General features: G+C 63.2%; 19 protein-coding genes and 1 riboswitch. Of the genes, 8 read left to right on the forward strand and 11 right to left on the reverse strand.

Features of this window, described 5'->3' with window-relative positions:
* The 3 genes from VD811_09880 to VD811_09890 all read left to right on the forward strand — a co-directional run.
* Positions 1 to 721: DUF3536 domain-containing protein (locus tag VD811_09880; protein HXV21279.1), on the forward strand; the 721-nt coding region annotated here is incomplete at its 5' end.
* 81 nt (positions 722 to 802) lie between these two features.
* Entirely contained in the window at positions 803 to 2,161 is a 1,359-nt protein-coding gene (locus tag VD811_09885; GenBank protein HXV21280.1) for a radical SAM protein, read from the forward strand.
* 111 nt (positions 2,162 to 2,272) lie between these two features.
* A complete protein-coding gene (locus VD811_09890; GenBank protein ID HXV21281.1) occupies positions 2,273 to 2,731 on the forward strand; it encodes a plastocyanin/azurin family copper-binding protein in 459 nt (152 codons plus the stop codon).
* Between the two features lie 10 nt (positions 2,732 to 2,741).
* On the opposite strand, the gene VD811_09895 is transcribed toward VD811_09890, so the two are convergent.
* From VD811_09895 to VD811_09920, 6 genes are all read right to left on the reverse strand, one after another.
* Positions 2,742 to 3,818 carry an SO_0444 family Cu/Zn efflux transporter gene (locus VD811_09895; protein HXV21282.1) on the reverse strand — a complete coding sequence of 359 codons (1,077 nt, stop codon included), beginning with the start codon at positions 3,816 to 3,818 and terminating at the stop codon, positions 2,742 to 2,744.
* Positions 3,819 to 3,893: 75 nt separating this feature from the next.
* Positions 3,894 to 5,375 (reverse strand): ATP-binding protein, encoded by a 1,482-nt coding sequence (locus VD811_09900; protein ID HXV21283.1) that lies wholly within the window; start codon positions 5,373 to 5,375, stop codon positions 3,894 to 3,896.
* A 160-nt stretch (positions 5,376 to 5,535) separates the two neighbouring features.
* The gene (locus tag VD811_09905; protein HXV21284.1) at positions 5,536 to 7,644 is read right to left on the reverse strand and encodes a diguanylate cyclase; all 2,109 of its coding nucleotides are present in this window, start codon (positions 7,642 to 7,644) and stop codon (positions 5,536 to 5,538) included.
* 96 nt (positions 7,645 to 7,740) lie between these two features.
* A riboswitch (cyclic di-GMP riboswitch) is annotated at positions 7,741 to 7,843 on the reverse strand.
* A 62-nt stretch (positions 7,844 to 7,905) separates the two neighbouring features.
* Positions 7,906 to 10,221, reverse strand: a complete 2,316-nt coding sequence (locus tag VD811_09910; GenBank protein ID HXV21285.1) for a hypothetical protein — start codon at positions 10,219 to 10,221, stop codon at positions 7,906 to 7,908.
* Between the two features lie 204 nt (positions 10,222 to 10,425).
* Positions 10,426 to 12,564 (reverse strand): PAS domain S-box protein, encoded by a 2,139-nt coding sequence (locus VD811_09915; GenBank protein ID HXV21286.1) that lies wholly within the window; start codon positions 12,562 to 12,564, stop codon positions 10,426 to 10,428.
* Positions 12,565 to 12,740: 176 nt separating this feature from the next.
* Positions 12,741 to 13,979, reverse strand: a complete 1,239-nt coding sequence (locus VD811_09920; GenBank protein HXV21287.1) for a M48 family metallopeptidase — start codon at positions 13,977 to 13,979, stop codon at positions 12,741 to 12,743.
* Positions 13,980 to 14,089: 110 nt separating this feature from the next.
* Here VD811_09920 and VD811_09925 point away from each other — a divergent pair, with 110 nt between their 5' ends.
* The gene (locus VD811_09925; protein ID HXV21288.1) at positions 14,090 to 15,511 is read left to right on the forward strand and encodes an amidohydrolase family protein; all 1,422 of its coding nucleotides are present in this window, start codon (positions 14,090 to 14,092) and stop codon (positions 15,509 to 15,511) included.
* A gap of 83 nt (positions 15,512 to 15,594) precedes the next feature.
* Here VD811_09925 and lpxD read toward each other — a convergent pair whose 3' ends face one another.
* Positions 15,595 to 16,554 (reverse strand): UDP-3-O-(3-hydroxymyristoyl)glucosamine N-acyltransferase, encoded by a 960-nt coding sequence (gene lpxD / locus VD811_09930; GenBank protein HXV21289.1) that lies wholly within the window; start codon positions 16,552 to 16,554, stop codon positions 15,595 to 15,597.
* 275 nt (positions 16,555 to 16,829) lie between these two features.
* Positions 16,830 to 17,099 carry a hypothetical protein gene (locus tag VD811_09935; GenBank protein ID HXV21290.1) on the reverse strand — a complete coding sequence of 90 codons (270 nt, stop codon included), beginning with the start codon at positions 17,097 to 17,099 and terminating at the stop codon, positions 16,830 to 16,832.
* 294 nt (positions 17,100 to 17,393) lie between these two features.
* Here VD811_09935 and VD811_09940 point away from each other — a divergent pair, with 294 nt between their 5' ends.
* Positions 17,394 to 17,699 (forward strand): hypothetical protein, encoded by a 306-nt coding sequence (locus VD811_09940; protein HXV21291.1) that lies wholly within the window; start codon positions 17,394 to 17,396, stop codon positions 17,697 to 17,699.
* Positions 17,700 to 17,772: 73 nt separating this feature from the next.
* On the opposite strand, the gene VD811_09945 is transcribed toward VD811_09940, so the two are convergent.
* From VD811_09945 to VD811_09955, 3 genes are all read right to left on the reverse strand, one after another.
* On the reverse strand, positions 17,773 to 18,153 hold the full coding sequence (locus VD811_09945; GenBank protein HXV21292.1) for a hypothetical protein: 381 nt from the start codon (positions 18,151 to 18,153) through the stop codon (positions 17,773 to 17,775).
* Between the two features lie 192 nt (positions 18,154 to 18,345).
* Positions 18,346 to 18,594 (reverse strand): hypothetical protein, encoded by a 249-nt coding sequence (locus tag VD811_09950; protein HXV21293.1) that lies wholly within the window; start codon positions 18,592 to 18,594, stop codon positions 18,346 to 18,348.
* A gap of 519 nt (positions 18,595 to 19,113) precedes the next feature.
* Positions 19,114 to 20,235: a hypothetical protein gene (locus tag VD811_09955; GenBank protein ID HXV21294.1), complete on the reverse strand. Its 1,122-nt coding sequence runs from the start codon at positions 20,233 to 20,235 to the stop codon at positions 19,114 to 19,116.
* Positions 20,236 to 20,650: 415 nt separating this feature from the next.
* Between VD811_09955 and VD811_09960 the strand changes: the two genes are divergently transcribed.
* The 3 genes from VD811_09960 to VD811_09970 all read left to right on the forward strand — a co-directional run.
* Entirely contained in the window at positions 20,651 to 20,881 is a 231-nt protein-coding gene (locus VD811_09960) for a FeoA family protein (GenBank protein HXV21295.1), read from the forward strand.
* Between the two features lie 181 nt (positions 20,882 to 21,062).
* Positions 21,063 to 21,290, forward strand: a complete 228-nt coding sequence (locus tag VD811_09965; protein HXV21296.1) for a FeoA domain-containing protein — start codon at positions 21,063 to 21,065, stop codon at positions 21,288 to 21,290.
* On the forward strand, positions 21,287 to 21,490 hold a 204-nt coding region (locus VD811_09970), incomplete at its 3' end, for a FeoB small GTPase domain-containing protein (GenBank protein ID HXV21297.1). The genes VD811_09965 and VD811_09970, both read left to right, overlap by 4 nt.

Consider the following 21,490-nt stretch of genomic DNA (forward strand, 5'->3'; position numbering starts at 1 on the left):
ATTCACCTATGCCGTCCTCAACCTCGGCGGCCACAACCTCAATGCCGGGGTGCGTCCCTACCAGGACCAGCAGGCCTTCACCGCCATGCGCCAGGCCGTGACCGCCGCCTTCGACCGGAGCGACATCCCCGAGGTGGTCCGCCAGATGGACCGGCACTTCGGCGCCCATACCTACAACCTCTGGCACCTCTTCAAGGACGAGCAGCGCCAGGTTCTGCAGCAGGTGATGGCGCAGACGCTCGAAGAGATCGAGGCCTCCTTCCGGACGGTCTACGAAAACCACTTTCCCCTGATGCGCTTCCTGCGCGAAATCGACGTGCCGATTCCCAAGCCGCTGTCGGTGCCGGTCGAACTGGTGACGGTCTCCCGCTTCCGCCAGTTGCTGGAGAACAGTCGGCTGCATCCAAACCAGCTGCGGGTCCTGGCCGAGGAAGTGGAAAAGCTCGGCATCCCACTCGAGGATCCGATCCTCGCTCTCGCCGCCGGCCGTCAGATCGTCCGGCAGATGGAGAAACTGGCTCTCGCCCCGCAAAATCTGGCACTGCTGCTGACCATCATCGAGACCGTCGAGGTCCTCTGCTCACTGCCGATCAAGGTCGACCTGTGGCAGGCGCAGAACCTGTACTGGGACATCCACCAGACTCTGCCGCCGGCGGGGCAGGATGAGTGGCGGGATAATTTCCGGCGACTCGGCAACTGCCTGCAGATGCGCATCGAGTGAACCTCCTCCTGAATATGGCCAACGGCCTCTCCTGGAATTGCAGCGCTGCGCTGGGGGCCGCCCTGGCAAGGGGATAGCGCCATGAACGTGCTGCTCATTCAGCCGCCGAGCTGCGAACCGCTGCTCGACCGGATCCACCTCTTCGAACCCCTCGCCCTCGAATATCTGGGCGCGGGGCTTCGGCTCGACGGACATGCGCCGACGATCCTCGACGCCCGCATCGAGCCGGACATCGCGGGGGCGCTGCGCCGGAGCAGACCGGCTATGGTCGGCATCACCGGCTTCACCAGCCACGCCAACATCGTCAAGGCGATCGCCGCCCGGCTCAAGGCCATCGATCCGGCAGTGACGGTGGTGGTCGGGGGGCACCACGCCACGGTCTGCCCGGCCGACTTCGACGTGCCACAAATCGATCTGGTGGTGATTGGCGAGGGGGTCTTCACCCTGCGCGAGATCGCCCGGGAACTGGAGCGCGGCAAGGCGTGGCACGGCATTGCCGGGCTTGCCATCCCGTCGCCGCAGGGGATGAGGTTCACGCCGGACCGGCCGATGGCCGCCCTGGACGAGCTGCCGCGCCCCGACCGGGGCCTGACCGCCCGCTACCGCCGCAACTACTTCAGCGAATGGGTCCGGCCCCTCGCCTCGATCCGCACCTCCCTCGGCTGCACCGCCCGCTGCACCTTCTGCGCCCTCTGGTCGCTGACCGGCGGCCGGTACCTGCGCCGCGACCCGCAGCAGGTGGTGGCGGAGCTGAAGACCATCGCCGAGCCGCATGTCTTCCTCTGCGACGACGAGTCGATGTGCGACGCACGGCGCATGGACGAACTGGCCGACCTGATCCGCGCGGCCGGCATCCGCAAAACCTACTTCCTGCACGCCCGGGCCGACACCATCGTCGCCCATCCAGAGCTCTTCGCCAAATGGGCCGCCCTTGGCCTCAGGCAGGTCTTCGTCGGGATGGAGGCCTGCTCCGATGAGCGGCTGGCGGCGATGCAGAAGGGGGTAACCACCGCCCAGCAGGCGAAGGCCGCGCAAATCCTCGACGAACTGGGAATCCTTCTGTACGCCTCCTTCATGGTCGACCCGGACTTCAGCCGCGACGACTTCCGGTCGCTGGCGGCCTACGTCCGCCGGCTCAAGCCCGAGTCCGCCCTCTTCGCCGTCCTGACGCCGCTGCCGGGGACCGAGCTGCATGCCGCCAGGCAGGGGGAGCTGCTGAGCCGCGCACCGGAGCTTTTCGATCTGCTGCACGCCCTGCTGCCGACCCGCCTCCCCCCTGTCGAGTTCTACGCCGAGCTCGCCCGGCTCTACGAGACCGCGATGCCGTTGCGCACCGCCCTCGGCACCCTGCGGCGCTTCGGCCCGCGGGGTCTGCTCCTGCGCCTGCGGCTGCTCGGCACCTTCCTGCAGCGGGTGCGGGCCGCCCATCTGGATTATTGAGCATCAGGGGTGACGGCACCAGGAACGCGGACCGGGTGGCAGCCTGCGGCACCCGCCCTTGCACCCGGTTTGACCTTCTGCTAAATCGCACGCCTTTTACGGAGGCACGTCATGGCAACTGCAACACTGAAACTCCTGGTCCTTGCCTTTGTGCTCGCCCAGCCGTACGCCTCGGCACAGGCGGCAGGCGACCTCACGCAGCAGGAACCGGTCGAGATCAAGGTCACGCTCGGCAATGAAAAAGATGCTCTGCGCTTCTTCCCCGAGGCGATCCGCCTGGAGACGGGCAAGCTCTACCGGCTGATTCTGACCAACCCCAGCCCCCAGAAGCACTACTTTTCTTCCGAGGGGATGGCGCAGGCGGTCTTCACGCGCAAGGTCCAGGTCAACGGATTCGACGGCGAGGCGCTTGCCGAGGTGAAGGGAAACGTCAGGGAAATCGAGGTCTATCCCGGCGGGACGGCCGAATGGTGGTTCGTGCCGGTCAAGACCGGCGGGTTCAACGACCTGAAGTGCACGATTCCCGGGCATACCGAAATGGGAATGGTCGGCAGCATCACCATCAAGTAGCCGGCGGCCGCTAACCGCAGCATCCTCTCTTCTTCACCCACCATCCCCTGAGATTCTGCCAGACGATCAGGCCGAGGAGCAGGAGCGCCGCCGTTATGGCCGGCAGCGACGCCTCTTCGTGCTGGAAGTGCGTCATCCAGCGGCTGATGTCGAGGCCGGTCCAGGCATAGAAGCGGTTGAGCAGCCAGCCGAACAGCAGGGAGCAGCCGGCGATGGCGGCAAGATAGACGACGGTGGCCCGCCGCCCCCAGAAGCGGGTGACGACGGTGATGGTGGCGGCATTGGTGGCCGGGCCGGCGAGGAGAAAGACCAGGGCCGCACCGGGAGAGAGCCCCTTGAGGACCATCGCCGCGGCGACCGGAGTCGAAGCGCTGGCGCAGATGTAGAGAGGGATGCCGACTACCAGCATGATCAGCAGCGAAGAGAATTCACTCCCCAGATGGCGGACGAAAAAGTCGTCGGGGAGCCACCAGGCGAGCACGCCGGCGATGAGGATGCCGAGCAGCAGCCAGCGGCCGATGTCGCCCAGCAGCTCGCCAAAGGCGTAGGTGAGCCCGTCGCGCAGGCGCCGCCCCAGCGGCGGCTCGACCGGGGCGGTCAACCCGCCGCAGTTGCTGCCGGCACAGCCGCAGCCGCCCGCCAATGCCTCGGCGGGGGCGACCGGCACCGTCTCCTCGGGCAGGCGGTTGATCAGCAGTCCGGTGATGGTGGCGGTAAAAAAGGCGGCGAGCGGCCGCACCACGGTCATCACCGGATCGAGCAGGGCCCAGGTGATGGCGATGGAGTCGACTCCCGACTCGGGGGTGGAGACGAGGAAGGCGGCCGAAGCCCCCTTGCTCGCCCCCTGCTTGCGCAGCCCGACGGCGGCCGGGATGACGCCGCAGGAGCAGAGCGGCAGGGGGATGCCGAAGAGCGAAGCCTTGAGCACCGCGCCGGTGCTGTTCTTGCCCAGGTGGCGCGCCACCGCCTCCTCGGGGAGGAAGGCCTTGAGCAGGCCGGCGCCCAGAAAGCCGAAGAGCATGTAGGGAGAGGATTCGAGGAGTATTTTCCAGCATTCGGTCAGAATGCCCGCAATCGTTTCTTCTATCAAAACCCGTGCCTCCACGGTTTAGTCACTGGGGGCATTATTAACCTTCATGTAGCTGGGGGATAGGGCAGGAATTCAGGCGACCGGCAGGGTGAAGGAGAAGGTGCTCCCCTGGCCGGGCTCGCTCTCGACGCGGATGCGCCCGCCGTGGGCTTCGACCAGCATCCGGGTGATGTAGAGGCCGAGGCCGACACTGTCCGCACGCCGGACGCCTTTCGGCCGGCAGAAGCGCTCGAAGAGGCGGGACTGATCCTCCGGGGAGATGCCAATACCCCGGTCGACCACTGAAACCAGGACTTCGCCGTTCGTACAGTGAGTCTCCAGCCTCACCGGGCTCTCCGGCGGCGAATATTTCATCGCGTTGGACAGCAGATTCAGTAGAATGCGCTCCAGCAGGTCCGGGTCGACCAGGACCGGCGGCAGGTCGGCCGGGATCACGACGGTCAGGCGGTCCGTCTGCAAAGAGCCTTTCAACCGGACTCCCTGCAACCGGCCCAGCAACTGCTGCACGAAGGCGCCCAGGGGCAGCGCCGAGAGCTTCGGGACCAGCTTCCCACCCTCGAGTCGGGCCATTTCGACCAGCTCCTCGATCATCCGGTTCATCCGCTGGGCACCCTTCAGCACCTCATCGCACATCAGCGCCGCACTCTCGCCGCACGCTTCCCGTATCAGCGTTTCGCGCAACAGCTGCGCATACCCCTGGATGACCGTCAGCGGGGTCCGCAGATCATGGGATATGGTATGCAGGAACATTTCGCGCTCGGCCATCAGGCTCTCGCGCTCGGCCTCCATCCTTTTGCGCTCGGTAACGTCCTTGCTGAGGGTCGCGAACTGCCCGCCGCCAAGGGAAAAGGCGGAAATCAGCAGATGCTTCTGGGAAGGGGGGAAAAAGCGTTCCAGCCGGGCAGGTTCGCCGGTTTCGGTGACGCCGGCGAAGATTTTCAGAACGGGCGCCAGGTCGAGGGTCGAGCCATAGAGTTCGCTGGCCCGACGGCCGACCGACCGCTCGCGGGAGACCGCGAAGATCTCTTCATAGGCGGGATTGACGTCGGTGATCAGCCAGTCGACCGGCTTGCCTTGCTCGTCGCAGACGATCCGGTCGACGGCCAAAGCCTCGCACATGTTTTCGAAAAGCAGGCGGTACCTGACCTCGGCTTGCCGGCGGCGAAGGATGTGACTCCACAGACTCAGGGTGCGCTCGACGATGCGGGGCAGGTCGGTCAGGGTAGCGCCCGATTTCACCAGGTAATCGAGGGCGCCGGCCTTCATCACCTCGACCGCGGTCTGCTCGTCCCCCGATCCGGTGAGCATCACGGCAGGAAAGGCGGCCTGTTCCCGGTCGGCCGGCAGCAGCTCCGTCCCCCGGCCGTCGGGGAGCATCAGGTCGATCAGGGCGAGGTCAGGGGTCGTTTCGGCAAGAAAGGCGCGCGCCTCGGCCAGACTGGAAACAACTGAAATGCGAACGCTTGCACTCCAGGCGAGCAGAGCCTCCCGGATCAGCTCGGCATGCATTTCCGAGTCTTCCACTAATAGGATATGCGGATCCTCCTGTACCATTCCCCATAAAGTACATGAGAGTATGTGCCGCGTTCAATGTTTTTTATTCGGACAGAGTCTCTTTGCCCTCGCAGAACAAACGATCAGGTTGGCCTGAATAGCTCAACAAGGGGCCAGTCGGTCGCTGCCGGAGCAATTGCGGGCTGCACAGTCGCAGCTCTCAGCCTGTTCTCCAGGCTGCTTCGCATGCATCTCGCCGGCTTGGACTGCACCCTCGCCCCTGACACCCTGTTTCCTCTGCGCCCGCACTCTCGTTCAGATAGAACCCGTAACTGTTTTTACCTGCCCCTTTGACCCGATACATGGCGGTATCCGCCTGCTTGACCAGCGAGTCGGGGTCGCACCCGTTGGCCGGGCAGAGGCTGATGCCAATGCTGACGCCGAGGGTGAAGGTGTGCTCGCCCAGGATAAAGGGGGCCGCCAGGGCATCGAGAATACGGCTGGCGACCATTTGCGTCTCCGCTTCACCAGCTACCTGCGTCAGGATGACGGTGAATTCGTCTCCGCCGACGCGGGCCACCGTATCGCTGCGCCGTATGCACTTTTCCAGTCGCCGCGCCACGGCGGCCAACACCTGGTCGCCGGCGTCGTGGCCGGCGCTGTCGTTGACCTGCTTGAAGCCGTCCAGGTCGAGATAGAGCAGCCCCAGAGTGTGGCCATAGCGAACTGCCGCCGCCACGCCCTGATCCAGTCGATCGAAGAAAAGGGCGCGGTTGGGCAAATTGGTCAGGGTATCGAAATGGGCCATCTGCTCCAGCCGCTTTTCCGCCTCCTTGTTCTCGGTGAGGTCCTCCAGAGTCTGAATGGCAGCAACGATTTTCCCCTGTTTGTTGCGGACGGGAGCAGCGTTGAAGCTCAGATAGCGCCGGCGGCCGCTGGCCATGACGCGCCATCCCTCGGCCCGCAATCCCTCCTGAACCAGGGTCGAGCGATCATGCCGTTCATATCCGGCCGGCAGCCCCTCCATCATGCCGCTCACCGCGAAATCGGCCAGGCAGTGGCGGGGCTGTTCATAAAAAGCCCGCCAGTGCCCGGCCGTCCCCTTGACCTTTTCCGCACGAATGCCGGTGAGCTCTTCGCAGGCCCGGTTCCAGATGATCACCCGATGTTCTGCATCGATGACGAAGACAGGAGCGGCAGCATGCTCCAGCAGGTTCTCGGCGAAGTCCTTTTCCTCGCGGATGGCTTCCTGCTGCTGTTCGATCACCGCCATCATGCGATTGAAGGCGCTGGCCAGAACACCGATTTCATCCCGGGCCACCACCGGCAGCGGCTGGAAATTTTCCTTTCCCTCCCCTATCGCACGGGCGCTCGAGGTGATCCGGAGTAGCGGCCGGGTCAGAAATCCCATGAACATCCAGACCCCCGGGATGGACAGGGCGAGCATTCCCGCCAGGCCGGCCAGAAAATACCGTCGGGCCCGGGTGATCGGTGCATACGCCTCGGCTACGGGGTAGTTCGCGGCGAGAATCCATTGGGTGCTCTGCAGCTGCTTGAAAGTGGCGATGGCGGCCAGACCGCGGGAGTTGACAGTTTCGCCGGATCCCTCGAAACCCTCGACAGCCAGGTCGAAGAGGCGATTGACCCCCACGGGAACATCTTTGTGCAGAATGCGGCTGCGGTCGGGGTGAAGAATCATGGTGCGATCGCTGCTGAACAGGTAGAGGTACCCCTGTTCGCCAACTTTCAGCTCAATCAACCGGGCCAGGAAGTTTTTCCCGAGCAGGTCGAGGCTTCCCACCAGCAGGGCCGCCATTTTACCGTTCTCGCCGACAATCGGCACCGTCAGCATGATAATCGGATGCCCATGCGACTGGATGGAGACGAAGGGACTGGAGATATGGGGTTTGCCGGTGCGCACCGCCTCCTGGAAATACTCACGGTAGGAATAGTCCCTCTCCCGCATATGAGGTTCCATGTCGGTACCCGCGAGCATCCTCCCCGCAGCAGAGAAAAGAAAGATGCCGTTATCGAAGGTCTGCAGGACGGCCGCCTGACTGGCCACATATCGCTCCGCCAGGGCCGGGTCGGCCAGCATCTCCGGGGTCACTCCCCCGGCAACGGCCATGATCTGATTCTGGGCAGCCAGAATCTTGCTGTCGATCTCCGCCGCCAGGGCAGAAACCAGAGAGAACTGTTGACTGGCGATCGATTCCCGGAATTTGTTCTCGAAATAGCCGATACCCAGAAAGGCGGTCAACAGCAGAATCCCCGCCACCAGCAGGGAGACGAGGCAGGCCATCTTGGTTTTCAGGCTCAGGTGCCGCATGTGCACCTCCATTTACAAAATGCAGAAACGCCGATCTCCATCCCGAAGATCAGCGCCCGATGGTGTCGCCCCCAACTCCATGGCAGAAGCGATCTCTTCGGCAACCCGGCTGTCCGTGACCACCCCTGTGTGGCAAGAGCCGGCCCGAGGACCCGTGGCTTTGCGCCCCCGGATTTCTCCGGGTTTGCTATTTTCGGAGACTTTCAAACATCTGTTTGCAACGAATAGTCAGCTGAACGGCCATCTTTGTCAAGACCGTTTTCACCACTTCACCAGCCAGAACAGCCGATGCTCTCGGCTCGCATCTCCGCGCTGCCGGGTGGCGAAGACCCCCCCCAGCCAGGAACGGTATGCCTCCCCGTCAGCCTTTTTTTCCTGGTAGTAGAAAGGGTTGAACTCGAAAATCTCCCGGTCCGGGCCGCGATAGGAGCGGACCAGTCGCCACAGCAGGCCGCTCTCCTCCTTGTCCGGGCCGTGCTCGAAATAGAGGGTTTTCCAGAGCAGCCGGGTTCGGCTGTGCTCGGGACTCCAGCGGCGGGAGAAAACCGGCCCCAGGATGGAGAGCCGACGGCTGTGGTCCTTCTCGTTCCGGGCGAACCTGTATAGCGGAAAAAGGCGATGGCGGCTTTTTTCGCCGTCGTGCTTCAGGCTGAACAGACTGAAATCCGGGTCGCCCAGGTGCAGGAGGGCAAAACGGGAGACATCCCGCGCTTCCTCCTTCTCGTTCCAATGCAGCAGAGAGAGCGTCTTCACCTTGCCGGGCTCCTGCCGCCGGTGCCAGAGGGGGAAGAAGCCCCTGCTGTGGGCCTCCCCCCGCTCCATGGAATAGGCAAGCAGGAACTGGCGGGTGCGGTGGCCCCCCGCCGGATCGTCTCCCCAGCGCAGCAGCGGCCAGAGACTGGAGACTTCATCGTAACCCCCCTGCCGGGTTTTGCCGAAGAAAGGCCAGAGGTGCCACAGCGAATGCCCGGGAGCCTCTTCCCGCAGATAATAGGGAGGCAGCAGGGCGAGGGAGCCGAGGCTGAAGTCCCTTTCGGGCCGCCGGGTGTGCCAGTAAAAGGGGAGCGCCCGGGTGTGGCTCTTTTCCTTCTCCTCCTTGTGACTGATCAGGGGCCACAGGACGTCGGTCTGGCGGCGCTCGGCCTGCGGGTCCTCGGTCGCGATGTAAAGGGGGCCGAGCAGCAGGCTCTTGCGGTAGCCGTCGGCGCGGCGGAAGGTGCTGTAGAGCAGGGGGATGTGCCGCTGCTCCTTTTCCGCCGAAAAGAGATGCGCATAGACGGGAAGGAGCCAGGTGCTGCCGGCATCATGCCGGCGGTTCGACCAGTAGAGGCCGAAGGCCATGGTCCGCTCGGCGACGGGGGAACGGCTGTGCCAGTAAAAGGGGAGCGCCCAGGCCTGGTAGAACTCGGGGGCGGTCTCGTAGTGAAAGAGCGGCCAGAGGACATTCCACGACCGGTGGTCCCGTTCAATATCGACAAAGTGGGCGTAGAGGGGGAAGAGCAAAAGGTGCCGCGTCACCCGCTCCCGCAGGGTATAGCGGCCGTAGACGGGGAAGTAGTAGACCAGGTCGCTCTGCGCTTCCCGGTCCCGGTGGTGAAAATAGACCGGGAGCCAGGCCGAGGTCTCCGTTTCCGGACCGACATGGCGGCCGTGCAGCGGGACGATGAGGCGAAGCCGTGAGTCGGCATCCTTCTGCTCCCAGTAAAGGGGGAAAACGGTCCGGAAACGGCTCTCCTCCCGCTGGTACGAGAACCAGAAGGGGACCAGGAGCGAAGTGGAGGCGTTCGGAGCGCGGCTCCGGTACCACAGGGGGAGAATGGCCTGTTGGGAGCTGTCTCCCTTTTCCCGGGAGTAATAAAGCGGGATGAGCAGACTCAGGCGCGAGTCGGCAGCTTGCGAGCGGTACCACAGCGGGAGGATGGCCTGGCGGTGCACCTCTTCCGTGTCGTACCAGAAATAGGGGAAGAGCAGTCCCCCGTCGGCCGCGGCCGTCTTGTGCCGCCAGTAGAAGGGGAGCGCCCTCCCCCCTTCGGCCCCTTCCCGTCGGAAGCGGTTCACCAGCGGCCAGGGGGCATCCACGCTGTAGGCACCGCTCGACTCCTGGCTGCCGTACTGGAAGAAGGGATAGAGGGTCGAGAGGGTGCGGGTGCCGTCGGCCTCCCGGGAGCGGCCGAACAGGGGCCAGAGATGCAGCCACTGCCGCCCTTCGGCATGCCCATGCCAATAAACCGGGAAGACATAATCCCGCTCCGTGTCGCCCCTGTGCTCGAAACGGCTCAGGGGCCACAGAACCTGCAGGCGCCGGATTTCGCGGTCCGGGTCGGTCTCCAGGCTGAACAGGAAGGGGCGCAGCGCCACCCGCTCCCGGCTTCCCTGCCGCTCCTTATGATAAATGGGCCAGAGAACATCGGTGACCGTCTCCTCCGGGCTCTCCCGGTGCCACACCAGGGGCCAGAGGGTGACAGAGGGAAAATCCTCCGCCGCCGGCTCGGCGGCCGCCAGGGGGACGGAAGACAGGAAAACCGAAGTGAGGAGCAGGGGAAGGATAAACAGCCAGCGCCAGGAAGGTGATTTCATCACTGCCTCCTTGTGTTCGTCTCCTTCAGTCAGCCCAAGCAGGGCACTCCATCTCCGGGAAATGAAAGCCGCTGCATGTTTGTCCTTGGCAGATTGGCGGAAAAAATTTCTGAAAAACCGGCGCTTGTGCCCCCTTCTTGCGCTTTTCCCGGATCGGCCGCTCGGGGGAGGGGAATTGATGGCGCGGCCAAGGTGGGATGGAGGTCAGCCGGATCCTTTCCCCTGCCTGGTCAGTTGCTCCTCAATCAGGGCGTAAAGATCGGCCGACGCCACGGGTTTGGTCAAAAAATCGTCCATCCCGGCCTGCAGACATGCCGCCCTGTCCTCTTTGGTGGCGTGCGCCGTCAGGGCGATGATGGGGATATGTCCGCCCCGTTTCTGCTCCTTCACCCGAATCGCCCGGGTGACCTGAATCCCGTCCAGCAGCGGCATCTGGATATCCATGAGGATCAGGTCGAACCCGCCGTTGCCCCACAGCTGCAGGGCCATCAGCCCATCTTTGGCCGCTACGGCCTCCCAGCCGCGTTTGCGCAGCAGCGCGATCATGACTTCGCAGATCGTGGGATCGTCCTCGACCAGAAGGATCTGGCGGGACTCCGTCCCGGCCTTGGCGGTCTCTCTTTGCGCTCCTTCCCGGCCCCGGATGTGCAGATCCGGGCCGCTGGAGAGCAGGGGGAGGATGAAGGAGAAGAGACTCCCTTTCCCCTCCTCGCTTTCCACGTGCATGCCCCCTCCCATCGCCTCCGCCAGTTCCTTGCAGATTGCCAGTCCCAGACCGATCCCGCTGGGGTGGCGGGACGGGGTAGAATTAATCCGGCTGAAACGCTGGAAGAGCAGGGGCAGCTTCTTGCGGGGGATGCCGATACCGGTGTCCGCCACGGAGATGAGCAGGACGGTCCCGTCCGCCTCTGCGGCAGGGGTTCTCGTCGGCTTCACCGCAACCGATACCTTCCCTCGTTCGGTGAATTTGACGCCGTTGGCGATCAGGTTCACCAGGATCTGACGCAAGCGTTCCCGGTCGCCGACGATGGTCTGCGGCACTTGAGGGTCAATCTCGCAGCTCAGCTCCAGCCCCTTGCGCCGCGCCGGCAGGGAGAAGGGTTCCGCCGCCTCGCGTACGCATTGGTGCAGGTCGAAAGGCTCCCGGGCCAGCTCCAGCTTGCCCGCATCGATTCGGGAGACCACGAGAATTTCGTCGATCATCCGCAGCAGCGATTGCGAAGAGCTCAGGGCCATCTGCAGAAATTTCCGCTGCTCGGCATCCAGGTCGGAGTTCAGGACTTGCTCCAGGGCCGAGAGGGCCACGGTCAGCGGCGTGCGGACCTCGTGGCTGACGCTGGTCAAAAACTCTCCCTTGGCCCGGTCGGCCTCCTCGGCAGTCTCGATGGCCCGGCGCAGGGCCTCCCTGGCCTGCAGGCGGAAGGTGATGTCGCGGGCAATGATCGAGCCGGCCAACCCCGACCCGCCGGCGTCGCGGATCGGCGAGAGGGCGAGTCCGACCGGAAACCGGCGGCCGCCCCGGCGCAGGCAGACGGTCTCCTCTTCGTCGACCGCCTCCGCCATCCGCAGCTTTTCCATGATCCGCGCCCCTTCCTCGGCCGAATCGGGCGGAAAGAGGTCCGACAGGGGGCGGCCGATCGCCTCGGCCGCGGTGTAGCCGAAGGTCCGCTCGGCGCCGGGATTCCAGCTGGTGATGCGGCCGTCGAGGGTGGTGGCGAAAATGGCGTCGCCGGATGCCTCGACGATGCTGGCGAGCAGGACTTGCTGCTTTTCGGCAATTCTGTGCGCCGTGATGTCGGTGACAATGGTCAGGGAGCGCGGCTCTTTCCGCCCGCCCGGCATCGCCCGGCTCTCCAGTTGCACGTATCTTTCGCCGGCCTCGGTGCTCTCCAGGGCCAGCTCGCACACCTGCCGCCCGCTTTCCCGGAAGACCGCCCGCAGGTAGCGATGGAAGGTATCGGCCGATTCTTCGGTGAGGAAGCCGGAAAAGGGGCGGCCGACCACCTCACTGCGCGGCGAGCCCAGCAGTTCGCAGCCGGTGAGATTCGCCGCCTCGATAATGCCCCGTTCGTCCAGGGTGAAGTAGCCGACCGGCGCCAGCTCATAAAGCTCGGCATAGTCGTCGCGTGCCTGTTGCAGGGTTAGCTGCGCCTGCCGCAGCTCCTCGTTCTGGGCCTCCAGCTCGACCTGGTAGACCTCGAGTTCGTGGATGAGCTTCCGGACCTCCGTTTCGGAAAGTCCCAGGCTATCCAGCGCCTTTCCCTGGGCCACCTCCTTCCCCAGTGCCCGCAGGCGGGCGCGGTCGAGGCTTCCTGCGGGCTGCAGCGGCGGTTTCTTAGCCATCCTGATCGTCCCTCCTCTTCGCGTTGTCGAATTTGGCCGCATCCTCGAACGCCAGCATGCCGCACCTTTCCTGAAACATCCGTATATTAAAACTTACCATCGATTGACAGTTCAGCAACCGCCACTAACTTTAAAATCATCTCTTAATACAGGGAGTTCGGCGACCGTACAGGTGCTCATCCCGACTCCCGGCGAAGCTCCCGCACCCGCACGACGATCGGCGGATGGGAATAGTGGAACCAGGCGTAGAGGGGATGCGGATGGAGATTGGCAAGGTTCTCTTTGGCCAGCTTGATCAGGGCCGAGGCGAGGGAGGCCGGCTCGCCGGTGAGCCGACAGGCGAAACGGTCGGCCTGCCGTTCGTGCCGGCGGGAGAGCCAGCTGCCGAATGGGGTCAGCGGAAAAGAGACGAGGGAGCCGAGAAAGCCGAGGATCACCACCTGGGCGAAGAAGGAGGACTGCGGGAACCCCAGGAGTTGCGGCAGGCCGCCCCATTGCAGCAGATGAAAGGCGAGGCAGAAGGCGGCCAGGGAGAGGAGCTCGGCCGCCCAGAGGCGCCGCCGGATGTGCCCCTGCTTCCAGTGGCCGGCTTCGTGCGCGAGGATGGCGAGGATTTCGTCGTGGGTCATCTGCGCCAGCAGGGTGTCGAAGAGGACGATCCTTTTCACCCGGCCGATGCCGGTGAAGTAGGCGTTGGAGTGCCGGCTGCGGCGGGAGGCGTCGACCTGCTGCACGGCACTCACCTGCAGCCCGGCCTTCGCCGTCAGCGCCTCGATGCGGGCCTTCAGCTCCTCGTCGCGGACCGGCTCGAACTTGTAGAAGAGCGGCTCGATCAGGGTGGGGGAGAGGTACATGAGAAAGAGGGTCACCAGGGCGACCAGCGCCCAGACCCAGAGCCACCAGCGCTGCGGGCTCGCCTGGATGATGGCGAGCGCCCCGGCGGTCAGCAGACCCAGCAGCACCAGCGAGAGGAGGGTCGACTTCACCAGGTCGGTCAGCCAGAGCCGGCCCGACATGACGTTGAAGCCGAAGCGAGCCTCGAGCATGAAGTTCCGGTAGAGGCTGAAGGGGATGTCGAGGAGGGTCTGCGCCAGCTGCAGGCCGAGAAAGAAGAGGAGGCCGGCCAGAACGAAGGAGCCGGAGAGCGAGGCGACCCAGCGGTCGTAGAGCGGCAGCAGGCCGCCGAAGAGGAAGGCGAGGGTCAGGGCGGCGCCGAAGAGCGACTCGACCAGCCCGAGGCGGCTCTGCGCCAGGGTGTAGGCGGCGGTGCGGCGCAGCACCTCCGGGTCGACGGCGCCGGCGAACTCGGGGGGGACGGTGGCGCCGTGCCGTTTGAGATGGCGCAGGTTGAGCGCCCGCAGCCACAGGCCGGCAGCGAGGGTGAGCAGGTAAAGGAGGAGCAGGAGGATTTTCATGGGGGGATGATAACCGATTCCGGCGGCGACGGGAAGAGGCGTTCTCCTCCCCTCGCTTGCGTTGCCCTCTTCTCCGGGTAGACTGGCAGAAAAAACCAGGGAGGATGACCATGGCCGAGAGGAAAAAGAGAGCAGCGCCGCAGCAATCTGTCCAACTGCCGGTCCCGACCAGGCTGTTTGCCGAAGGAGAAGCCGCTGCGGAGCAGAGCGAGGCGATGCGGCGGGTGGAGGCGGGCCTGCTGCAGCTGGCCGACCGCCTGGCGGCGCCCCTGGGGATGGATCGGCGCCGCTTCCTGCAGAGCAGCTGCGGGATGGCGGCGGCCTTCCTCGCCCTCAATGCCGTCTTCGGTCCGCTCTTCGCGGTCGCCCCGGCCGAGGCGGCCGACCCGGAGGCGGCCGCCGCCCGGGAGGCCGGACTGCAGGGGCAGCTCATCTTCGACGTCCAGACCCATTTCGTCCATCCCGCCTACCCCTCGACCGGCATCCTCGGCCTGCGCGAACTGGCCAGGCCGTGGAACCCGCAGCTGCAGGGGCAGCAGACGCTGGCCGACATCCGCTTCGACAGCTACTTTCGCGAGGTATTCCTGCAGAGCGAGACCGCCCTGGCGCTGCTGAGCAACGCCCCGCACGAGGACCCGCAGCGCTGGTTCCTCAGCAACGACGAGGCGGCCCGGGCGCGGCAGGCGGTCAACGACAGGGCCGGCTCCAGGCGGCTCTTTGCCCACGCCGTCTTCACCCCCGGGGCGCCCGGCTGGCTGGAGGAGCTGGAGCGCGCCGCCGCCTGGCGGCCGGACGGCTGGAAGGGGTACACGGTCGGCAGCCCCTTCGGCGACTCGAAATGGCCCTGGCGGCTCGACGACGAGAAGCTCCTCTATCCGGCCTACGAGCGGATGGTCAAGGCCGGGATCACCACCGTCGCCATCCACAAAGGGCTCCTCCCTTCCGGCTACCGGGAGAGAATGGCGAAGACCTGGCGGTTCGGCGGCGTCGACGACCTGCCGAAGGCGGCCCGGGACTGGCCGCAGCTCAACTTCGTCATCTACCACTCGGCCCTGCGCGATGGCGGGATCCCTTCGCAGGCGGAGCAGGAGACCTTCGAGCGGACCGGCGAGATCCCCTGGGTCAGCGATCTCGCCCGCATTCCCGGCGAGCACGGGGTGAAGAACGTCTTCGCCGAGCTCGGCTCGATCTTCGCCATCACCGCCGTCAGCGCGCCGCGCTACTGCGCCGGCATCCTCGGCACGCTGATCAAGGGGATGGGGGAGGACCGGGTCGTCTGGGGAACCGATTCGGTCTGGTACGGCGGGCCGCAGTGGCAGATCGAGGCGTTGCGCCGCCTGGAAATTCCGGAGGATCTGCAGAAGAAATTCGGCTTCCGGCCCCTCGGCCCGGGGAACGGGCCGGTGAAGAACCGGATTTTCGCCGCCAACGCCGCCGCCATCCACCCCTACTCGGCCGCCGCCGTCGGCAGCGACGAGCTGGCGCGGATGAAGGCGGCCGCCCGGAAGGAAGGCGGAGCGGAGCGGCACTGAAACACCTTGCCCGACCACGAAATAGAGGACGGACTACCGTATAGCCCGTCCTCTATTCTTCGGAAGTGTCCCCTTTTTTGAAATTACCGGGAGTTTTTTACCAGACGCGCCAGTTTCGCCTGGAGTTTAAGCCAGGTCTTGTGCTCCATCAACGGAAACCCTGCATAGGTCTTGCCGGGTTCCGTATCCTTCGTGACGCCCCCGCGCCCGGCGATTCTCGTGAAATCGGCAATTTTGATATGCCCGGTGGCCCCGGATTGGGCGGCCATGACGACGTTTCTGCCCAGGGTCGTCGACCCGGCAATTCCCGACTGACCCGCAATGATCGTATGCTCCCCCACCTTGACGTTGTGGGAGATGTGCACCAGGTTGTCGATCTTGGTCCCCTTGCCGATGACCGTCGAGGTGAAGGTCGCCCGGTCGATGGAAGTGTTGGAACCGATCTCGACATCGTCTTCGACAACCACGTTGCCCATCTGCTCGATTTTGACATGCTCGCCGCTTTTCGTGTGAGCGTAGCCGAAGCCGTCACTGCCGATGACCGTATTCGCGTGCACGATGCAGCGGCTGCCGATCCGGCAATGGTGATAGACGACACAGTTGGGATGAATGATTGTCTCGTCGCCGACCACCGCATGGTCACCCAGATAGACACCCGACATGATCCGGCTGTTTTTGCCGACGGTGACATTGGTCCCCATGGAGACATTGGGGAAGATCACCGCGGTCGGGTCGATCTGCTGGGAGCCGGCTCGGGGGAGGTCGAAATTTTCCCTGAAAAGCCTGCTGGCACGCGCCATGCTCAGTTCAGGGTCTTCCACCACGACGGCGATCGCGGTCGTGCAGACCATGTCCCTGAGCTGCTCAGTCACCAGAACCGCCGCCGCCCCGGTATTTTTGAGGGCATCCAGGTGCTTGTCGCTGACTGCGTACGAGAGGTGCGAGCCCGTTGCCTCACGGAGTGTTGAAATGCCGGTAATCTCAGGATCAGCTGCAAGTTCCAGGCTGATGGACAGTTCCTTAAGCAGGGTGCTCAGTGTCATTGATGATTTCTTTCCATGATTTTTTTGCGGGTCTGCTGTTCAAAACAAAAAAACCACGCAGCCATAAGCGGTCTGTGTGGTTTTCCAGAAGGAAAAACTGTTGTTACACAAACGTTTAAGTTTTATGAAGCTAGCACGAGCCTTCCGAACGCTGCAAGTTTAATCTCACCTTCCGGCAATCCCTGCCCCCGAATGAAAGAGTCCTGGACGAATCTCCGAGTCACCCCGGGCCGGTTCCGCAGTGGGGTTCATTTTCCCGGCGGGGAGTCTCCCCGTCACTCTTTATACGGCTCCTTCGTCCGCGGGGCATTCGGGGCCTGCTCGTCCAGCGACTGGCGATATCGCACGCAACCGCTGATGAACTCCGGCCATTCCGGCACCACCGGGATCGGATCCGTCTTTTCCGGCAGCAAGCCCCAAAGTGCTGGATGGTGCCAGCAGAGTTCGTGTCGGCTGCTGTCGCGATGCCGGCGGATGCCTTGCCGTAACTTCTTGACCTCTGCGATCAGTTCCTCGCGTGTCATCTGATTAAGGTCTTCGTCCATAACGTGCCCTCGCGATACCGGGTTTTCGGTGAGAATATGGGAAGTATCCATTTTTTTGCCATTTGGACTGGGCTGCGACCCTGGATAGAGTATAGATCAAAAGCACCGGCGGTGCGGGCGGGTGTCAGACGCGGCGTTCGGAATCGGGTGAGGAGGCGAAGGGAGAGGGTGAGAGGGCGATCAGGGAATGGATGGCGCCGCTGGTCGGTGTGGCAAAGAGGAACGGGAGTAAATGCATAGGGGTGGGGGACCGAAGTTCGGCTGCGGTATACTGGGACCAAAGGAGGACAGGAAATGAGGGTCGCTGACTGGCTGGACCAGCTGGAAGCGGAAAAGGTGGATGTATCGCAGATCGAATTGCCGGCGGACCTGCTCTACGAGGACCAGCCCGACGAGACGATCTTTCTCGAAGAGATCAATCCCTGTGGCATTTTCTGCAGGGGAAATCACCCCTTCTCAACCGTGGAGCGGTTCGGCGACTGGTATTACAGCCGGGGGCAGGACAAAAGTGCCGGTCTCCATTCCCCAGAGGGAAAATGGCAGCTGATAACCAGGGACAAGACGCTCGCTCTGGGTACCGCCAAGGCCCACATCGAATAGCTGGCGAGAGTTGAAAGGGGACAGAGTTCTGTCCTCTTTTTCCGTGCAGTCCGCATTCGCTGCATTCGCCTCGCTAAAACAACAGCCGGTGCCGTACGTGCTTCGGGGCATGGGACCCGATCGAGGCGATGACGAAGGCCAGCAGGACCGTTGCCGGCCCGGGGAGGAAACCATGGTGCGCCGCCCCCAGGAGGAGGAGTTTTACGAGAGTAATCACCCCCGCCAATTCCCGAAAAATCTGGCGATGCCGTAACCACTCGATGACCAGCAGCATGCCGCCGCTGACGACAGCGACGATCACATAGACACCTGGCGGACCGGGATCGCTCTCAAGAAGGTAGGCGGCCAGAAAGACCGCCGCCCCAACCAGGTGCGCTGCCCGGATCGGATTCGACAGCCGATAAGCCCAGAGAGGGCGAGAGCCGACCCTGCCCATCCTGTCCTTTTCATTCACTGCTCCATTCCCTTCCGAGAACAGTTTATTGCCTCACCCGCCTGGACGTTCCCCCCATCAGCAGCCGCATATCGGCTGGGGGTCAAGTCTTGCCTCGCCACTGCTTCTATCTTTGATAATCTCAAAAGTGGCAGGGCAAGACTTGACCCTATGTACCCTCGGAAATCCGGGAAGATTAGGGCTACAGAGGCGCTAGGCCGTGCCGTGATGGCCGCCCGGGTTGGCCATAAGCGCGCTGCGGATAAGCCAGGCGCGGATGCCGGGAAGTTCCTGACGGTACTTGGCCAGGAGTTCCTGAGCCTTGGTGTCGGAAATTTTTTCGTCCAGACGAAACCCGGAGCTCAGAAGCGGATACAGATGGGTAGCCATGTCGGCGACATCATTGGCGGACTGGCCGCTGGCTTCGCCGAGGATCTTAAAGAGGATTTCGCGATTGGTCATTTGCCCCCCTCGAGTCAAACAATTAAAACAATTTTAGCAGTCTCCGAGACGTTTTCAAAGACTAATTCGAGCCCGTCATCGCCGTATTGGAAAAGGTGGACAAGGGGATGTGGAAGCAGGGGGGGAGGGGGGGCGAAATTCCTTGGATGCAAGCTTTGCTTACGCTTCGCCGATCCGCAGCACCGGCTTGATGGTCTCACCGCGCCGGGCATCGTCCATGGCCCGGTTGATGTTGCGGAATTCGTAGAACTTCACCAGAGAGTCGAGGGGAAACGCACCCGGACCTCGGCCTCCCGCGGGCCTTCCAGTGCGAGGGACTCGATCTGCAAGGGACCGCCCTTCCGACGCAGAACGGCGGCCTGGATTCGTCGGCGGTGCGCGTTTGAAGATTGATTCGGCATCCGGCTTATTCCCCGTTTCCCATATTCTGTTTGACCTGCACGGGAGAAGGGGGGACGCCGGCAGCCTTTCCCCCCTTCAAAGGTATTCATTTTCTGCCGGCATCGCCGCTTACCCTGACTACGGCGCGAACACCATCCGACCCACCACCCCGGCATGGTCCGAGGGCCAAAGCCCGGATGGCCCTTTATCCGCCTCGTTGTTGTCCACCAAATTCGTCTTGACCCCGGCAGGTTCCTCGCTGGAGAAGATCAGATCGACGCGCTCATAGAGGTCCGACTCGAGGTTCAGGAGGTCCTCCTCCTGGCAGCAGGTAAACCCCTCCGCTTTCCCTGGCCGCAGGGTCCAGGCGTCCAGGAATCCCGCCGCTGTCAGTTGCAGGTAGGGAGGGACGATCGGCCCGGCTTGGACCGGATCGCGAGGATCCGAGTTGAAGTCCCCGACCACGATGATCGGCGCCCCCAGCGGGTTTAGCGGTTCAGAGTTCAGCACTGCGAGGACCTGGGTCAACTCAAAAGCCTGAGCCGCTTGCAGCAGACCGAACGGACCGACCTCTCGCACTTCGAGATGAGTGTTGACGAAGCGCACGGGGAAACCATCAACCCAGGCGTCGACGGCTACGAAACCTCTCTCGATAACGATCGGGGGCAACAACTCCGGGGCGAGAGGATTCGGCAGGCTGGCCACGACCTGGTAATTGCAGCCATCTTCCGACACCTGACACAGTCCGTTCAGATCGATTGTTTCAGTCACCACGTCGCCGCGCGCCAGGATCACATCGCGGTCGAGAACACCGATCAGGTTGGCGCCAAATGGAAGCGCCAGGTCCAGATGCTTGACGACAGCGGCCACCCGGTAATCAGCACCCTGCGCCGCCAGGGCGTTCAGAAGCTCTTGCAGATAGTCGTTGAACGGCGGCCCCGGATTGGCCTCGTCGATCGTGAAGTTGTAGACCTCCTGCAGGCCGACCAGGTGCGGTTTTTTCTCCACGATCTCTGCCGCTAGAGCCTCGGCCCGAGCAGGGAAATTATTGTTTTCGATCGTGCCCAGAATATCGAACACGGCCGCATAGAACTGGTCTTGATTCTGTGCGGTCATCGCCGGTGTAAGGTCGGCGCCCAGATACAGGTTCCTGGTCATCACTGTGAGCTCCTCCGCCGCGGCCCAGTTGGTCCCCTGCAGGACCAGAGCCGTAAGCAGAATGACCACACCCTTGATGCAGATGGTCCCTTTGCCTCTCATGACGTTTCTCCTCGTGATGATGCGCTAATTCTGCTCATCTTGATCGTTCGCCTGGTCCTTTCAGACCCATGGGGATCACCCCCTTCCGCGCCGCACCGGTTTTCGAAAGAACACGTCGTTTTTAATTAGCTTTTAACTAAAAAAGTACATCCTATGACTCTATCCATTAACAGAAAAAGACTATTTGTCAATGAGTTACAACTCCTGGATCCGCTACCATTCAGCGACCAGCCTATATGTTTAAGGTATCCGCACCATGGGGCGGCGGTTGAGCTAGGCAAACTAGCCAGGCATATCCCGGGGCTCAAATGAATTTTGAAAACGACAATCATTTTTTTCTTGACGGAACCGTCCGACATCTGTATTTTTGACAACGACTTTCAAATTCTGCAACAGCCAAGGAGATGCGCAGATCATGTTCCCACTCGGACTTCTCAGCCCCGGCGAGCAGGCGGAAATCGTGTCGATCAGGGAAAACCCGGAAGGCAAGTGCGAATGCCGGGTGGAGGAAATGGGCCTGCGGGTCGGCAAGACCATCGAGATGCTCACCAACGGCAGCGGCCCGATCCTGTTAAGGGTGGACGAGTCGCGGATCGCCATGGGTCGCGGCATGGCGATGAAGATCATGGTGCGGCGCACCAACTGACGGTTGATCTGAAAAGGCAGCCTCACGCGAAGCCGCGAAGGCCGCGAAGAACCCCATATAAATTGCATTTCTTCGCGCTCTTCGCGGCTTCGCGTGAAAACTAAATGAAAATGCTTTTGAATTTCGTTGCGGCCGTCGCGGCGTCGCGTGAGAAAAGTATTTTGTCGCCCTGGAGGAAATAATGAATCTGGCAAAGCTCAAACCCGGCGAAAAAGGGAAGATCACCGCCATCGGCGCCATCGGCCCGCTCAGGCGGCGCCTGATGGACATGGGAGTGCTGGTGGGCGAAGAGGTGAAGGTGGTCAAGGTCGCGCCGCTGGGCGACCCCATCGAGGTGACGGTCAAGAGCTACCAGCTCTCGCTGCGCAAGAAGGAAGCCGAAGGGATTGCCGTGGAGGTGCTGAAATGAGCAAGGCAGTCGAGCCGGTGAAAATCGACGGGGACGAGGCGGCCCGGCAGCCGCACCTGCGCCCGGTGGAGAAGCGCGTCGTCACCATCGCGGTGGCCGGCAACCCCAACGCGGGCAAATCGACCCTGATCAACGCCATCACCGGCAGCCGGCTGCACGTCGGCAACTGGCCGGGGGTGACGGTGGAGAAGAAGGAGGCG

The sequence above is a fragment of the Desulfuromonadales bacterium genome (genome assembly GCA_035620395.1).
Taxonomy (GTDB): domain Bacteria; phylum Desulfobacterota; class Desulfuromonadia; order Desulfuromonadales; family DASPGW01; genus DASPGW01.

Coding starts and splice junctions, on each gene's coding strand:
- VD811_09890 (HXV21281.1), top strand. CDS start 2,273: ATGGCAACTGCAACACTGAAACTCCTGGTCCTTGCCTTTGTGCTCGCC.
- VD811_09925 (HXV21288.1), top strand. CDS start 14,090: ATGGCCGAGAGGAAAAAGAGAGCAGCGCCGCAGCAATCTGTCCAACTG.
- VD811_09960 (HXV21295.1), top strand. CDS start 20,651: ATGTTCCCACTCGGACTTCTCAGCCCCGGCGAGCAGGCGGAAATCGTG.
- VD811_09965 (HXV21296.1), top strand. CDS start 21,063: ATGAATCTGGCAAAGCTCAAACCCGGCGAAAAAGGGAAGATCACCGCC.
- VD811_09915 (HXV21286.1), bottom strand. CDS start 12,564: ATGGCTAAGAAACCGCCGCTGCAGCCCGCAGGAAGCCTCGACCGCGCC.
- VD811_09950 (HXV21293.1), bottom strand. CDS start 18,594: ATGACCAATCGCGAAATCCTCTTTAAGATCCTCGGCGAAGCCAGCGGC.
- VD811_09905 (HXV21284.1), bottom strand. CDS start 7,644: ATGCGGCACCTGAGCCTGAAAACCAAGATGGCCTGCCTCGTCTCCCTG.
- VD811_09955 (HXV21294.1), bottom strand. CDS start 20,235: ATGAGAGGCAAAGGGACCATCTGCATCAAGGGTGTGGTCATTCTGCTT.
- VD811_09910 (HXV21285.1), bottom strand. CDS start 10,221: ATGAAATCACCTTCCTGGCGCTGGCTGTTTATCCTTCCCCTGCTCCTC.
- VD811_09885 (HXV21280.1), top strand. CDS start 803: ATGAACGTGCTGCTCATTCAGCCGCCGAGCTGCGAACCGCTGCTCGAC.
- VD811_09935 (HXV21290.1), bottom strand. CDS start 17,099: ATGGACGAAGACCTTAATCAGATGACACGCGAGGAACTGATCGCAGAG.
- lpxD (HXV21289.1), bottom strand. CDS start 16,554: ATGACACTGAGCACCCTGCTTAAGGAACTGTCCATCAGCCTGGAACTT.
- VD811_09940 (HXV21291.1), top strand. CDS start 17,394: ATGAGGGTCGCTGACTGGCTGGACCAGCTGGAAGCGGAAAAGGTGGAT.
- VD811_09920 (HXV21287.1), bottom strand. CDS start 13,979: ATGAAAATCCTCCTGCTCCTCCTTTACCTGCTCACCCTCGCTGCCGGC.
- VD811_09900 (HXV21283.1), bottom strand. CDS start 5,375: ATGGTACAGGAGGATCCGCATATCCTATTAGTGGAAGACTCGGAAATG.